Here is a 13,981-nt window from a genome sequence, read left to right as displayed (position 1 = left end):
GGGATGGGTATAAGAGACAGCCCGTACAGGGCCGCGTGCTCGGCGCCCGGCCGGTGCGGACGGCGCTGGCCGCCGAGCACGCGGCCCTGTACGGGTACGGGGTGCTCGGCGCCCGGCTGAGCGGGTCGCTGCGGGAGACCGCGAAGGAGATGTGGGACGGCCACCGCGCCCAGCGCGACGAGCTGGAGTCGATCCTGTCGGGCGAGCCGGTTCCGGCGGCGCCCGCGTACCGGCTGCCCGTCAGGGTGACCGACGCCCGCAGCGCCGCCCGGCTCGCGGCGGCGCTGGAGGACGACCTCGTCGCCGCCTACGTCGGCCTCGCCGGGCTCTCCTCCCCCGACCTGCGGGCGTTCGCCGCCGACAGCGCGCAGCGGGCGGCGGCGCGGGCGGCCAGGTGGCGGCAGAAGGCGGGCGTCGCGGTGCCGCGGGACGCGTTCCCGGGGCTGCCGCAGGCGGCGCTGTCACCGCGTCCGGAACCGGGTGAGTGATCTTCCGCACGGCGGGAACGATGCGCGGGATCGATCGCGTTGGTCTCTGCAGAGGGACTTACTCGGGGGAGGAGCCCAGACGTGACCACGACTCCGCAGGACAGCGGGCGCAGCGCCCTCGACGAGCTGCGGGACGCCTACCGTGAACAGCTGAACCGGCTCGCCGCCGAGCGCGACGCCGCGCGGCGCCATGCCCGCAGGGCGCAGGCGCAGGCGGACGTGGCGCGCGCCGACCTCGCGAGCCTGCAGAGCCGCGTCCAGGAACTGCTGACCGCCGCCGCGCGGCACCTTCCCGACCTGCCGGCCGTGGAGGGTCCCGCCCAGGCGGAGCTTCCGGCCGGCGACGCGCGGGCCCTGCCCGCCGCCCCGGACGCTCCCGAGCACGACTCGGCGCATCCGGACGACCGGCCCGAACGTTCCGCGCGGGCGGCCTGACCGGGGAGGAACGGCCCACCCAAGGGCCGTGCGGGGGCCGCCGGGAATCTGTCCCGGCGGTCTCTGCTCTTGGCGTCCCATAGGGTTCTGCGAATGACCGCGTACGGCCTTCTCGTCTCTCCCTCGCACAACCGCGTCTACGCCCAAGCCGCCGCCGACCTGGTGAAGGCGGAGCTGACCGTGTTCAGTGAACGCGCCCTCGGCGGACGCGTCCGCGACGTTCAAAAGACGGATATCGGCGGCGTCCCGTACGTGACGTTCTCCGCCGACGAGCTGACGGATCAGGACGTCCGTCTCCTGTCGAACCTGTCGTCGCTGTATGCGCTGTTCCAGATCGAGGGCGAACTGCTGCGCCCGGTCATGCTCCGGCCCCTCGACGTGTTCGGCAGCGATCTGCTGACCATCCAGAAGTACTCCGGTAAGACGAACGAGTACTTCACCAAGCTGCTGCTGAACGTCACGGCGATGGCGACGGATTCGCCCATGGACCTGGTGACCGGCCGTCCGCGCGTCCTCGACCCCATGTGCGGGCGGGGCACGACCCTCAACCAGGCCATGATGTACGGGCTGGACGCCGCCGGGATCGACATCGACGGCAAGGACTTCGACGCCTACGCGGCCTTCATCAAGACCTGGCTGAAGAACAACCGGGTCAAGCACCAGGCCGAGGTCGCCGGCATCCGGCGGGAGAAGGCCGTCCTCGGGCGCCGCCTCCACGTGACGCTGGGGGCGTCCAAGGAGCGGTACAAGAGCGGCGAGACGATGGAGATCACCGTCGTGAACGCCGACTCCGTCGGGGCCGGGAAGTTCTTCCGCCCCGCCTCGTTCGACCTGATCGTGACGGACGCGCCATACGGCGTCCAGCACGGCAGCCGCCCCAAAGGCTCCCAGCCCGGACGCAAGGGAAAGCCGCAACTGTCGCGCAGTCCCGTCGAGCTGCTGGCCGCCGCCGTCCCCGAGTGGGCGCGGCTGCTGCGTCCGGGCGGCGCCATCGGCATCTCCTGGAACACCTTCGTCGGCCGCCGCGAGCAGCTCGCGGAGATCCTCGCGGCGGCCGGCCTGGAGGTTCAGGACTCCGACGCCTACCGGGGCTTCCGCCACCGCGTGGACCAGGCCATCTCCCGAGACCTCATCGTGGCAAGCCGGTCATCTGGCTGAATCCCACTGCTCCACGTGCGGGAGCAGTTCGTCCAGGCCGTGGATGAGGGCGTCCGGGGGTGTGAGGCCGGGGCGGTCGAAGGCGTGGGTGGTCTGGTGCCAGATCTGGACGGCGCGCAGACCGGCCGACTTGGCACCGTGGATGTCGTCGTACGGGCGGTCGCCGACGAAGACGCAGGACGCGGGGTCGGTGGCGCCGACCGCGTCCATGGCGGCCTGGAACGCCTCGGCGTGCGGCTTGGTCCAGGGGATCTCGCTGGAGTAGACGGCGCCGTCGAGCAGGCCGAGGACGTCGTCGCGGGCGAAGACGCGCTCGTGCCACTCGCGGGTCCAGATGGTGTTGGACAGGACGCCGATCTTGATGCCGCGCTCGCGGAGGGCGTGGAACAGGCCGGGGACGGCGGGGTCGGTGTGGGTGTGCGGGGTCCAGGTCTCGAAGTGCGTCAGGAGGAGTTCCTCGGTGGGCTGCACGCCCGCCATCGCGAACGCCTCGGCGAGCGTCGCGCTGCGGTGCTCCTCGGTGCCGCGGCGCCACAGTTCGTCCTCCGCCTCGCAGAGCGCCGCGACGGACTTCTCGACGGCGTCCGGCGGCAGGTGCGCGGAGCAGATCGCGCGCCACATGTCGGCCAGTTCGAGGTCGTGCCACGGGGTCAGCGTGCCGCCCCAATCGAAGATCACAGCTTGTACGCCCATGCCCCGGATCGTACTGTTACGCGATGGATCTTCCCGGAGGGCGCGACCGGGCCACCCCACGTCCCGTCTAGGAGCCCACCATGCGCAGACCCGTGCTGGCCGCCCTCCTCACCGTCGCCCTCGCGGGCCCCTTGGCCGGCGCTGCCGCGCCGGCGGCGGCGGATCCGATCCCCGACGGGCCGGGGAGGGGCTTCGTACCGGCGTACATCGGCGGGCCGGCGACGCCGAATCCGCTGGCCGGACGGCCTGTTCCGGCCAACCCGCACCAGGGGCCGGTGGGGACGTCGTCCATGCACGCCGACAGCTACGCGTCCGACACGTACCCGTTCCTCGGTCCGCTGGGCCGCGATCCCGAGGTGCTCAACGAGGCCAAGGGCGGCGGTCTGCCGGGGCTGTGCTCGACGGTGACGTTCGCCCGCCGGACGGGTTTGATCGTCGCGCAGTGCACGCGCGGGCAGAACTTCGTCCTGCGGCTGATCGACCCGAAGACGCTGAAGGACCTCGCGACGTACGACCTGCCGCCCAGGCCGTCCACCGTCCAGGCGGTGTTCTCGCTGAGCCTCGACAAGGTGATGACCGACACCTCGGGCGGGGCGTATCTCTACCTGGACCCGCAGGACCGCGCCGTGCTGGCGGACTCGGCGTTCCATCTGCGCCGTTTCGCGCACGACAAGGGGCCGGACGGCAAGTGGCGCTTCACGGTGACCGACGACTGGGACCTGAGCGGGTACCTCCCCCACGACTGCCCCGCATGGACGAATCCGTGGCCGAAGGGCGAGTGCGACCCCATCACCGCGGTCGGCCCTGACTGGGACGGCCTGATCTGGTGGATCACGCGGAACGGACGTGTCGGCACGGTCAATCCCGAGTCCGGCACCGTCCGGATGACGCGGCTCGACGGTGAGAGCATCCAGAACTCGTTCGCCGCCGCCGAGAACGGTCTCTCGATCGTCTCCGACCATGCGCTCTACCAGATGCGCGCCGACGCGAGCGGCATGCCGAAGGTCGTGTGGCGTCAGCCCTACGACCGGGGGACCGGACGCAAGTCCGGCCAGATCGACCAGGGCTCGGGGACGACTCCCACGTTCTTCGGTGACGGCTATGTGGCCATCACCGACAACGCCGACGACCGCATGCACGTGATAGTCCGCCGCCGGGACGACGGTGAGCTCGTCTGCCAGATCCCCGTGTTCAACAGCGGGGCCAGCGCGACGGACAACTCGCTCATCGGCTACGGCAACAGCCTGTTCGTCGAGAACAACTACGGCTACCGCAACTTCTTCGACCTTCCGCCCGGGGGGTCGTCTGTGGGCGGGGTGAGCCGCGTGGACGTGAAGCCGGGCGGAACGGGCTGCGAGACCGTCTGGACGAGCAAGGAGCGTTCGCCGTCCACCGTGGCCAAGGTCTCCGTCCCGGCCGGGCTGCTGTACCTCTACACCAAGGAGCTTCGCAAGGACCTCCTCGACGCCTGGTACCTGACCGCCGTGGACGTCCACACAGGCCGGACCGTCTACAAGGTCCTCACCGGCATGGGCAAGTGGTTCGACAACAACTGGGCACCCATCAACATCGGCCCGGACGGCTCCGCGTACGTCGGTGTGGTCGGCGGGCTCGTCGCCGTCCGGGACCGTGAGTAGGGACGCGGTCAGTGGGGATACCGGTTCGATCAGGAAAATCGAGGCGAATCGGGAGGAACCATGAGGGCACGCGAGCCCGGTGAGACCCGCGACTTCCGCCAGGACATGGACGACATGGGCGACAACGATCAGGACTCGGAGATCGCCCTGACCGAGGAGTACGTGAACGACCCGCCCCGGGACCTGGTGATCGGGGAACCCGAGCAGAGCCCGGACGGGCTGGGCATCACCGAGTACGAGGAGCAGGAGGCCCGGGAGGGCGACGAGGAGCGCCCCTCCCCCATCACCCCCGCCGAGGACGACGCGATCAACCCCACTCGGCGGCCCTGACCGCGCCGGGCGCCCGCACCGGAACCGGGTGCGGGCGCCCGCCGATCGGCCCGTGGCGCGCGGCCTCCGGTGACGCGTGTGGCAGGGGCCCCTTTGCGGTTCGTTTCCCTACCGAAGGGAATGTCATAGGCGGGCCGTAGGTTGCGCAGTGCGGGCGAGCTTGCGAGGTGACCGGGACATGCACGAGACAGTCGCGGCACCGGCTCATCCCCCGGCCGACGCCGAATCACCGTTCCCACCGTCCGGCGGGTCTGACGACGACGCGGCGCAGCGCCCGTGGTGGCGGCGCAAAGCGGGGCTTATCACCCAGTGGGCGCTGGTCCTGGCGGCGCTCGCCGCCGTCCCGCTCTACCGCGACGAGCTGCCCGACCTCGGCGCCGTCTGGACGGCCGCATCGCACGCCGATCCCGGCTGGCTCACCATGGTCGTGCTGGCCGTGGCGGGGTCGATGGGCGCGTTCGCCCGGCTGCAGCGCCGGCTGCTGCGCGTCGGCGGCCTGCGGATGACGCTGCGCCGCGCGTTCGCGATCACCTACGCGGGCAACGCGCTGTCCACGACGCTGCCGGCGGGCCCGGCGGTCAGCGTCGTCTACACGTTCCGGCAGTTCCGCCGCGGCGGGGCGTCGGCGCGGCTCGCCACGGCGGTGATCCTCGCCGGCGGCGTCATCACCACCACCGCCTACTCGCTGGTCGGCCTGCTGGCGCTGCTCGCCGACCCGCACGCCCGCGGCCCCGCGCTGATCGCGCTGTCGGTCCCGCTGGTCCTCGCGGTCCCGCTCGTCCCCGCCCTGCGCCGGCCGCGGCTGCGCGCCCGGCTCACGGCACCGCTGCGCCGCGCCCACGGGTTCGCGCTCGCCCACCCCAGGATCGCCCCGTACGCCGAGCGGCTGGCCGGCGTCCGCGACGTGCTGCGCCCGACCGCCCGCGACTGGGCGGCGCTCGTCTCGCTCGCCCTGCTGAACTGGGTGTTCGACATCCTGGCGCTGCTGTCGGCGGCGCACGCGGTCGGCATCGACGTCGCGCCGAACGGCGTCGCCATCGCCTACTTCGCCGCGCAGGCGGCGGGCAGCATGCTGCCGCTGCTGCCGGGCGGGCTCGGCGCGATCGAGGGCAGCATGGCCGCCTCCCTGGTCGCGTTCGGCGCGACCCTGTCCCCCGCCGCGGCGGCCGTGGGCGTCTACCGCCTGGTCTCCTACTGGGCCGTCGTAGCCGTCGGCTGGCTGGCCTGGGCCACCCTGCACGAACCCGCCCGGATCAGGTCGCGCCTCACCGCCGTCGGCAACTTCCTGATGGACGGCCTGACCGCCTTCGCGTTCGTCACCCCCTACACCACCGTCCCGCTGCAGGCCCCGGAGGCCCGGCGCCCGTAGCGGCGCTCAGACCGGGCTGTCTTCGGGGGCGCGGAGCCTGGTCAGGACCTGGACGGGGTCGGCGAGGACCTCGGCGAAGGCGAATTCGGCGGCGCCCACGAGGGTGGTGTCGTCGCCCAGGGCGGCGGTGCGGAGTTTGACCTTCTCGCGGGGGGCGGCGAGGGCGCCGGTGGCGAGGACGCTGCGGATCTGCGCGGCGGCGCCGAGGTAGATGTCGCGGAGCGTCCCGCCGAAGACGACCATGCCGGGGTTGAACACGTTGACGAGGTTGGCGACGCCGAGGCCGAGCCAGGTGCCGACGCGGTGCAGCGCCTCCCGCGCCACGATGTCGCCGGCGTCGGCGGACGCGAGGACGTCGCGGACGGCGTCGCGTCCCGCCCGGCCGGGCGTCTCCGCGCGGCCGGCGTGGTCCAGCAGGGCCCGCTCCCCCACCTCGGCCTCCAGGCAGCCCTTCGAGCCGCACGCGCAGCGCCGGCCCCCCGGGTTGATGATCATGTGGCCGATCTCGCCGCCGAAGCCCTCGTCGCCGCCGAGCAGCCGGCCGTGCGCGATGATGCCGCCGCCGACGCCGACGTCGCCGTGCAGGTAGATGAGGTTGTCGCAGCTCACCCCGGCGCCGCGCTCGTGCTCGGCGAGGGCGCCGAGATTGGCGTCGTTGCAGACCGAGACGGGGATGCCGAGGCCGAGGCGGCGCGACAGCAGGTCGCCGAGCCGCAGGTCGCCGACGTCCAGGTTGGGCCCGAACATGATGGTGTCGTCGGCGCGGCGGACGGTGCCGGGGAAGCCCAGCGCGGCGCCGACGCAGACGGCGTCGCGCTCGGCCTTGCGGACCAGGGACCGGGCGCCCGCGACGAGCACGCCGATCAGTTCGGCAGGGTCGGAGTCGCGGGCCCGCACGCCCTCGCGGCGGTCCAGCACGACGCCGCCGAGGCCGACGCGGGCGACGACGAGCCGGTCGACGCCGACCTCGAACGCCAGCACGTACACGCGGGTGGACTCGGGCCGGACGACGAGGGACGGCCGCCCGGCGCGGCGCCCGGGGCCGCGCGGCAGCTCCTCGCGGACCAGGCCGGCGGCGGTGAGGTCGGACGTCAGCGCCATGATCGTGCTGCGGTTGAGGCCGAGCGACTCGGCGAGCGTCGCCCGGGACGCCGGGCCGCGCAGGTGCACGAAGCGCAGCAGTGTTCCGAGGTTGTGCCGCCGGACGTCCTCTTGAGATGGGCCCGCCTTCATCATCGGCGCAGCCCCAGCTCTCCCCCGGTGCCCGAGGTGATCAGCTCGACCACCTGGCGGTGGGTGACGTCGGCGGTCCTGACCTGGGCGACCATCCGGCCGAGGTACAGCGCGGCGATCCGGTCGGAGACCGCGAAGACGTCGTTCATGTTGTGCGAGATGAGCACGACGGCGAGGCCCTTGTCGGCGAGCCGCCGGACGAACTCCAGGACCTGCTGGCTCTGCGCGATGCCGAGCGCGGCGGACGGCTCGTCCAGCACGACGACCTTGGCCTCCAGCAGGACGGCGCGGGCGATCGCGACGATCTGCCGCTGCCCGCCGGACAGCGTGGCGACCCGCCGCCGGACCGAGCCGAGCGTGCGGACCGCGAGCCCCGACAGCGCGGTGCGCGCCGTCTCCTCCATGTCGTCCTCGTCCAGGGTGAGGCCGCTGCGCCGCTCCCGGCCGAGGAAGAGGTTCTGGACGACGTCGAGGTTCTCGCAGAGCGCGAGGTTCTGGTGGACGATCTCGATGCCGAGCCGGGTGGCGGCGCGCGGGCTGGCGACCTTCACCGGCCGCCCCTCGAACCGGTACACGCCCCGGTCGAGGGAGTGGACGCCGCCGATGCAGTTCACGAGCGTGGTCTTGCCGGCGCCGTTGTCGCCGACGAGCGCGGTGATCTCGCCGGGGTAGGCCGAGAACGAGACGTCGTCCAGGACCTTGACGGACCCGAAGCTCTTGTCGATGCCGCGCAGGTCCAAGGCCGGCGTCACTGACATGCCGAGGGGCTCCCACCGTGCCGCACCGCCGCCGTGCGCCAGGCGGTCGTGGTCCGTGAGCGTATCAGCCGCGCTCGCGGCGCCGGAACCGCCGGAATCGGGGTCCGGCCACGCCTGGGAGCCGATGGTGCGGGCCACCGGCTCCCAGGCGTCCCCGGCCGCGTTCACGGGATCACCGCGTCCGCGGCCTCATCGACCGGCGGACGAACGCCGGCGCCGGGCCAGCGCGTCCATGGTGGCGGCGAGCAGGAGCACCACCCCGGTGATGAGGAAGCTCAGGTACGCCTTGGTACCGAGCAGTCCCAGGCCGTTCTCGATGATGGCGATGACGAGGCCGCCGAGGATGGCGTCGCGGGCCTTGCCGCGCCCGCCGAACAGGCTCGTCCCGCCGATGACGGCGGCGCCGACCGCGTACAGCAGCGTGTTGCCGCCGCCCGCGTCGACGGCGACCGAGTTGAGCCGGGACGCGGCCACGATGCCGCTCACCGCCGCCAGCCCGGACCCGATCATGAACACGGAGATCCGGATGCGGGTGACGTTGATGCCGGCCCGGCGCGCGGCCTCGGCGTTGCCGCCGACGGCGTAGATGTGCCGCCCGTAGGCGGTGCGGCCGAGCACGAACGTGCAGGCGATCAGCAGGACGCCGACCACCAGGACGCCCCAGGGGATGCCGCCGAGCGTGATCAGCGGGCTGGGCGCGCGGTCCTGGCTGAGCACGTAGGTGCTGATCAGCAGTGCGGCGGCGACGACGGCGGACTGGGCGAGCACGAACTGCAGCGGCTTGGAGTGCAGGCCGCGGACGTGCTGGCGGCGCCAGCGCAGCACCAGCGTCGCGGTGTAGCCGACGGAGCAGGCGACGGCGAGCGCCCAGCCGAGCCAGATCGGCATGTTCTTGGTGGCGATCGCGACGATGACGTCGTCGCGGACGGGCACCGTGCCGCCCTCGCCGATGAGCCGCAGCGTGATGCCCTGCAGCCCGAGGAAGAACGCGAGCGTGACGACGAATGATGGAATGCGCAATACGGCGACGAGCCAGCCGATGACGACGCCGATGACGACGCCGGTCACCACCGCGCTCGCCATCGTGACGTACCAGGGCTGGCCCCCGTCCACGAGGAGCTTGGCCATGACGGCCGCGCTGAGCCCGCTCGCCACGCCGGCCGACAGGTCGATCTCGCCGACCAGCAGCACGAACACCAGGCCCATCGCCAGGATCGTGATCGGCAGCGCCTGGGTGGACAGGTTGGCGAGGTTCGCCTTGCTGAGGAACGTGTCGGGCTTCAGCGCGGTGAACAGGATGACCAGGGAGATCAGCCCGAGGATGGCGGGGAGCGCGCCCAGCTCACCGGACTTGATCTTGTTCCAGTAGTCCAGCGCCGCCGACCTCATGTCGTGATCGCGCCGGTCGGTCGCGAAGTCGGAGTCCGCCAGTTTCACGGCGGTTTCCTTAGGGATGTCGGTGGACACGCGGTCCCCCCTCAGATGCTTTCGGCGGCGGTCGTCGGCGCGAGGCCGAGATCACCGGAACGGCCGGCGGTGATGAGTTCCACGACCTGGCCGTGGGTGACCTCGGAGCGGGCGACGTCCGCGGCGACGCGGCCGAGGTACAGCGCGGTGATGCGGTCCGCCACTTCGAAGACGTCGTTCATGTTGTGCGAGATCAGCACGACGGCGTGGCCGCTGTCGGCGAGGCGCCGGACGAGGTTGAGCACCTGCTGGGTCTGCGCGACGCCGAGCGCGGCGGTGGGCTCGTCCAGGATCACGACCTTGGACTCCCACAGCGCGGCCTTGGCGATGGCGACCGTCTGCCGCTGCCCGCCGGACAGGCTCGACACCTGCTGGCGGACGGACTTGACGGTGCGGACCGACAGCCGGGCGAGGACCTCCCGGGCGGACTCCTCCATCGACGCCTCGTCCAGCACGAGGCCGGAGCGGCGCTCGCGGCCGAGGAACATGTTCTGCACGATGTCGAGGTTGTCGGCGAGCGCGAGGTCCTGGTACACGACCTCGATGCCGAGGTCGGCCGCGGCGCGCGGCCCGTCGATCGCGACCGGGCGGCCGTCGAACTCGATCCGGCCCGAGTCGATCGGGTGGATGCCGGCGATGCACTTGATCAGCGTCGACTTGCCCGCTCCGTTGTCGCCGACGAGGGCCATCACCTCGCCCAGCCGCAGCGTGAAGTCCACGTCGTGCAGGACGTGGACGGCGCCGAAGCTCTTGTTGAGCCCGGTCAGGCGGAGGACGGGGTCTCCGTTTTCAGCCACGAGTTTCCTTCCGGTGTTGCTGCCGCACGCCCGTGGCGGGCCCCCGGCGTCCCGGGCTTCCGGGTGCCCGGGACGCCCTCAGCGGTATGGGGCCCGCCACGAGGTCGGCGGGGGTCGTTACTGGACCTTGATGCCGGCGGCCTCGCACTTGGCCGCGTACGCCCCCTTGCAGAGGTCGGCCGCCTTGACGGCGCCGTCGTCGACGACCCGCTTGACGTTCTCCTTGGTGACGCTGACCGGCTCCAGCAGCACCGACGGGACGTCCCGCTTGCCGACCGGGTCGTGCTCGGTGGCGGTGGTCTCGCCCTTCTCACCCTTGATCAGCGAGATGGCGAGCTTGGCCGCCGCGTCGGCCTCCTGCTTGGTCGGCTTGTAGACCGTCATGCACTGGTTGCCGTCGAGGATGTTCTGCAGGCCCTGCACGGTGGCGTCCTGCCCGGTGACCGGGACGTCGCCGGCCCGCTTGTTCTTCTTCAGGATCGAGATGACCGCGTTGCCGAGGTTGTCGTTCGCGGCGACCACACCGTCGATCTTGCCGTGCTGCTCGGTCCACATCTGCTCGAAGATCGTCGCGGCCTTCTCGGCCTCCCAGTCCGGGACGGGCTGCTCGGCGACCTTCTTGTAGTTGGAGACCTTGTCGAGGACGTTGTGCGCGCCCTTGGCGAACAGGGTCGCGTTGTTGTCGGTCGGGGCGCCGTTCAGGTAGACGATGTTGGCGTCCTTGTCGCCCAGGCACTTCTGCAGGCCGGCGCCCATCGTCTCGCCGACCTTCACGTTGTCGAAGGAGACGTAGTAGTCGGCGACGCCGCCGAGGGTGAGCCGGTCGTAGTCGATGGTCTTGACGCCCTGCGCCTGCGCCTTGCGCTGCACGGCGGCGGCGGAGTTGGAGTCCAGGCCGGTGATCAGCATGACGGTGACGCCGCTGGTCAGCATCTGGTCGGCGATGGTCTGGAACCGCTGGGCCGAGCCCTCGGCGTTCTGGATGTCGCTCTCGATGCCGGCCGCCTTGAAGGCCTGCTCGAGGTAGGGGCGGTCGAAGTTCTCCCAGCGCGGCGACGAGGCCGTGTCGGGCAGGATCACGCCGACCTTGCCCTTGGCCGCTTCACCGCCGGAGTCGTTGCCGTCGTCCCCGCACGCGGTGAGGCTGAGCGCCGCGGCCGTCGTGAGGGCCATCAGGCTGAGGATCCCCTTGCGCATTGCCCGGGTCCTTTCTGGGGGCGGCCGCCGTGGCGCGGCCGGGGTCTGCTTGGGCCCGGTGAGCGAGATCACACGTCCACCGGGGTGAATGTTGTGTCCCGCAACTTATGTCGCACTTGTCCGTCGCGCCAGACCTGACGGCACGTTGATTTGTTGTCGGCGGTAACAATCACGTAACGCGAGATCAACTAGGGTGATCGGCGGGATGGCCGGGACCTCGCGGCGGGGCGCCGCCGCGGCGCCCCGGGCACGCTCGCGCCGGGCCGCGCCGGCGAAAATGTTTCGCGGCTCAACATTCATCCCGAGCCGCCGGGCCGCCCGTCCGTCCCCCGGGACCGGGCGGTGCGGGGCTCGGATCGTCCCCCGGAGAGAAGCCGGGCGGTCAGCGCACGGCGAGGACCGCCGCGATGCGGTCGGCGGCGCCCGTGACGTCGTCGGCGGCGGCGATGCGCTCGGCCCACGACCACCAGTACCACCAGCCGTCCGCGCCCTGCTCCGCGAGGATGTTCTCGGTGAGCACGGCGGCGTCCGGGTTCAGCACGTGCAGGCTCGGCGACTGCCCGCGGGGCAGGGTGAGGCGCACCCGGAGGCCGCGCTTGACCAGCTCACCGCCGAGCTCTTCCAGATATTCGATCCGCGTCTTCGACGGCGCGGCCGTTCCCGTATCGTCAGCCGTCATCCTTGTTCCCTCATGGACTCCGCGCGGCCCGACGTGTCTTCACCCTCCCGCTTCACCGGCCCGGGTGCAAGCACATCGGCAGGTCAGCGCGGTGCGCCACCGGCCCGGTGGGCGCGGACGGCCCGCGTTCACAGGTCCACGGGACCCTATCCGGGATATCTTGCGCGTAGCACATGGAACGGGAACAGGGGGACGAAGATGACGGTGGGCGCGGACGTCCGGCCGGCCGCGGGCGTGCGGACCTGGCACCGGTTCCACTACGCGGTCGGCGTGTTCATCATCGCCTACGGGGTGACGGGCCTGGTCAGCGCGGTGCTGCTGTGGGGCGACCGGCTGGACGAGATCGAGGGCTACTTCGGCTCCGGCCCCGCGACCGGCGTGCTCGTCTTCGCCAAGGTGGTCGAGGCGCTGCTCGTCCTCAGCGCGGTGGCGGGCGTGGTGCTCCGCCGCGACATGCTGTTCGTGCCGCCGCTGGCGGGCTGGATGGCCGGGTTCGCGATGTTCGCCGTCCTCGACGTGTTCAAGGGCCGGTGGGGCGGCCTGATCGAGCACCTGCTCTACCTGGCGGCGTTCGTCGTGCTGCTGTTCGTGTCCTACGGGCTCAGCGCCAAGGCCCAGCTCGCGGGCGCGCCGAAGGAGGCCGAGCCGGGCTCGTCCCCGGTCGGGCCGCGCGGGCTCACCCGCACCCAGGAGTTCGCGCTCCAGGCGATCGAACGGGCCGCCGCCCTGACCGGTCCGCGCCCGCGCCCCCAGAAGCGCGACTGATCTTGGCAAGAGTTGCCGTTGGTGCGACTCCTGCCCGATGTCACCTGACACACCGCCTGCAAACTTACCGTCACGATATGGACACAGAATGCTATGATGCTGGTGTGAAGCTGGTGGTGCAGGTGAAGCTGCTCCCCGACGCCGCCACAGAGGCCGCGCTGCGGGAGACCCTGAAGTTGTGCAACCAGGCCGCCTGCCACGCCTCCCGCCGCGCGCACGCCACCGGCATCAAGGGCAAGACCGCGCTGCAGCGGCTGGTCTACGACGAGTTGAAGGCGATGGGCCTGTCGGCCCAGCCGGCGATCCACTGCGTCCGCAAAGTCGCTGGGGCCTACGCCAAGTTCTCCGGGAACCTGAAGGCGGGCAACTACGGGCCTGTCGGATCCGCCCGCCGCGCGCGGGTGGAGGGTGCACCGGTCCGTTTCCGCAAGGACGCCGCCCAGCCCTTCGACGACCGGTCCCTTTCCTGGCGGATCGACGCCCGCACCGTCAGCATCTGGACGGTGCGCGGCAGACGCAAGAGCATCCCTTTTGCCTGTTCGGCCGAACAGGCGGCGCTGCTGGCCGCCTGCCGACGAGGCGAGTCGGACCTGGTGTGGCGCGGTGGCTGTTTCTACCTCTACGCCACTTGCGACGTCCCCCAAGCACCCCAGTACGTCCCGGACGGATTCACCGGGGTGGACCTCGGTATCGCCAACATCGCCACCACCTGCGACGGCACCGTCCACACCGGCAAGCACATCAACCAGGTCCGGCACCGGAACCGCCGGCTGCGCAGCAAACTTCAGGCCAAGGGCACCAAGTCGGCCAAGCGGCTGCTGCGCCATTTGTCGGGCCGTGAGGCGCGGTTCGCGGCCGACACCAACCACCGCATCTCCAAGCAGATCGTGACCGAGGCTCAACGCACCACGCACGGCATCGCCCTGGAAGACCTGGGCGGTATCCGGGCGCGGGTCCGGCTACGCAAGCCCCAGC

15 protein-coding genes are annotated in these 13,981 nt (G+C 71.6%); 8 read left to right on the top strand and 7 right to left on the bottom strand.

Going from position 1 to position 13,981, the window contains the following annotated elements; genetic code table 11:
- The 3 genes from HUX53_RS34925 to HUX53_RS34915 form a co-directional block, all read left to right on the top strand.
- A partial coding sequence (locus HUX53_RS34925; RefSeq protein WP_309237574.1) for a ferritin-like domain-containing protein occupies positions 1-488 on the top strand: 488 nt, incomplete at its 5' end.
- Between the two features lie 81 nt (positions 489-569).
- Positions 570-923: a hypothetical protein gene (locus tag HUX53_RS34920; protein WP_176407548.1), complete on the top strand. Its 354-nt coding sequence runs from the start codon at positions 570-572 to the stop codon at positions 921-923.
- Positions 924-1,016: 93 nt separating this feature from the next.
- Positions 1,017-2,081, top strand: a complete 1,065-nt coding sequence (locus HUX53_RS34915) for a TRM11 family methyltransferase (protein WP_176407547.1) — start codon at positions 1,017-1,019, stop codon at positions 2,079-2,081.
- Here the strand turns inward: HUX53_RS34915 and HUX53_RS34910 are convergent.
- Positions 2,070-2,774: an HAD family hydrolase gene (locus HUX53_RS34910; protein WP_176407546.1), complete on the bottom strand. Its 705-nt coding sequence runs from the start codon at positions 2,772-2,774 to the stop codon at positions 2,070-2,072. The genes HUX53_RS34915 and HUX53_RS34910 overlap by 12 nt on opposite strands.
- Before the next feature lie 80 nt (positions 2,775-2,854).
- Between HUX53_RS34910 and HUX53_RS34905 the strand changes: the two genes are divergently transcribed.
- From HUX53_RS34905 to HUX53_RS34895, 3 genes are all read left to right on the top strand, one after another.
- Positions 2,855-4,411, top strand: a complete 1,557-nt coding sequence (locus HUX53_RS34905; RefSeq protein ID WP_176407545.1) for a hypothetical protein — start codon at positions 2,855-2,857, stop codon at positions 4,409-4,411.
- Positions 4,412-4,471: 60 nt separating this feature from the next.
- On the top strand, positions 4,472-4,741 hold the full coding sequence (locus HUX53_RS34900; protein ID WP_176407544.1) for a hypothetical protein: 270 nt from the start codon (positions 4,472-4,474) through the stop codon (positions 4,739-4,741).
- Between the two features lie 178 nt (positions 4,742-4,919).
- Positions 4,920-6,110, top strand: a complete 1,191-nt coding sequence (locus HUX53_RS34895) for a lysylphosphatidylglycerol synthase transmembrane domain-containing protein (protein ID WP_176407543.1) — start codon at positions 4,920-4,922, stop codon at positions 6,108-6,110.
- Between the two features lie 6 nt (positions 6,111-6,116).
- Here the strand turns inward: HUX53_RS34895 and HUX53_RS34890 are convergent, their stop codons facing one another.
- The 6 genes from HUX53_RS34890 to HUX53_RS34865 all read right to left on the bottom strand — a co-directional run bounded on the left by HUX53_RS34890 (position 6,117) and on the right by HUX53_RS34865 (position 12,241).
- Entirely contained in the window at positions 6,117-7,343 is a 1,227-nt protein-coding gene (locus tag HUX53_RS34890) for an ROK family transcriptional regulator (protein ID WP_176407551.1), read from the bottom strand.
- Positions 7,343-8,101, bottom strand: a complete 759-nt coding sequence (locus HUX53_RS34885) for an ATP-binding cassette domain-containing protein (protein ID WP_176407550.1) — start codon at positions 8,099-8,101, stop codon at positions 7,343-7,345. The genes HUX53_RS34890 and HUX53_RS34885 overlap by 1 nt, the downstream gene beginning before the upstream one ends.
- Before the next feature lie 189 nt (positions 8,102-8,290).
- The gene (locus tag HUX53_RS34880) at positions 8,291-9,538 is read right to left on the bottom strand and encodes an ABC transporter permease (RefSeq protein ID WP_309237573.1); all 1,248 of its coding nucleotides are present in this window, start codon (positions 9,536-9,538) and stop codon (positions 8,291-8,293) included.
- A 41-nt stretch (positions 9,539-9,579) separates the two neighbouring features.
- The gene (locus tag HUX53_RS34875) at positions 9,580-10,365 is read right to left on the bottom strand and encodes an ATP-binding cassette domain-containing protein (protein ID WP_176407542.1); all 786 of its coding nucleotides are present in this window, start codon (positions 10,363-10,365) and stop codon (positions 9,580-9,582) included.
- A gap of 117 nt (positions 10,366-10,482) precedes the next feature.
- Positions 10,483-11,562: a sugar ABC transporter substrate-binding protein gene (locus tag HUX53_RS34870; protein ID WP_176407541.1), complete on the bottom strand. Its 1,080-nt coding sequence runs from the start codon at positions 11,560-11,562 to the stop codon at positions 10,483-10,485.
- 382 nt (positions 11,563-11,944) lie between these two features.
- A complete protein-coding gene (locus tag HUX53_RS34865; protein WP_176407540.1) occupies positions 11,945-12,241 on the bottom strand; it encodes a hypothetical protein in 297 nt (98 codons plus the stop codon).
- 198 nt (positions 12,242-12,439) lie between these two features.
- On the opposite strand from HUX53_RS34865, the gene HUX53_RS34860 reads away from it, so the two are divergent.
- Together HUX53_RS34860 and HUX53_RS34855 are read left to right on the top strand one after the other, a co-directional pair.
- On the top strand, positions 12,440-13,006 hold the full coding sequence (locus tag HUX53_RS34860; protein ID WP_176407539.1) for a hypothetical protein: 567 nt from the start codon (positions 12,440-12,442) through the stop codon (positions 13,004-13,006).
- Positions 13,007-13,110: 104 nt separating this feature from the next.
- Positions 13,111-13,981 (top strand): transposase (locus HUX53_RS34855; RefSeq protein WP_176407538.1); only part of this gene is annotated, 871 nt, incomplete at its 3' end.

It is taken from the genome of Actinomadura sp. BRA 177 (assembly GCF_013372625.1).
Classification (GTDB): Bacteria; Actinomycetota; Actinomycetes; order Streptosporangiales; family Streptosporangiaceae; genus Spirillospora.
This window is presented reverse-complemented; position numbering and strand designations above follow the sequence as displayed.

Excerpts from the sequence above, each read along its gene's own strand:
- HUX53_RS34915 (WP_176407547.1), top strand. The coding sequence starts at position 1,017 with ATGACCGCGTACGGCCTTCTCGTCTCTCCCTCGCACAACCGCGTCTAC.
- HUX53_RS34910 (WP_176407546.1), bottom strand. The coding sequence starts at position 2,774 with ATGGGCGTACAAGCTGTGATCTTCGATTGGGGCGGCACGCTGACCCCG.
- HUX53_RS34870 (WP_176407541.1), bottom strand. The coding sequence starts at position 11,562 with ATGCGCAAGGGGATCCTCAGCCTGATGGCCCTCACGACGGCCGCGGCG.
- HUX53_RS34900 (WP_176407544.1), top strand. The coding sequence starts at position 4,472 with ATGAGGGCACGCGAGCCCGGTGAGACCCGCGACTTCCGCCAGGACATG.
- HUX53_RS34885 (WP_176407550.1), bottom strand. The coding sequence starts at position 8,101 with ATGTCAGTGACGCCGGCCTTGGACCTGCGCGGCATCGACAAGAGCTTC.
- HUX53_RS34895 (WP_176407543.1), top strand. The coding sequence starts at position 4,920 with ATGCACGAGACAGTCGCGGCACCGGCTCATCCCCCGGCCGACGCCGAA.
- HUX53_RS34865 (WP_176407540.1), bottom strand. The coding sequence starts at position 12,241 with ATGACGGCTGACGATACGGGAACGGCCGCGCCGTCGAAGACGCGGATC.
- HUX53_RS34890 (WP_176407551.1), bottom strand. The coding sequence starts at position 7,343 with ATGAAGGCGGGCCCATCTCAAGAGGACGTCCGGCGGCACAACCTCGGA.
- HUX53_RS34905 (WP_176407545.1), top strand. The coding sequence starts at position 2,855 with ATGCGCAGACCCGTGCTGGCCGCCCTCCTCACCGTCGCCCTCGCGGGC.
- HUX53_RS34860 (WP_176407539.1), top strand. The coding sequence starts at position 12,440 with ATGACGGTGGGCGCGGACGTCCGGCCGGCCGCGGGCGTGCGGACCTGG.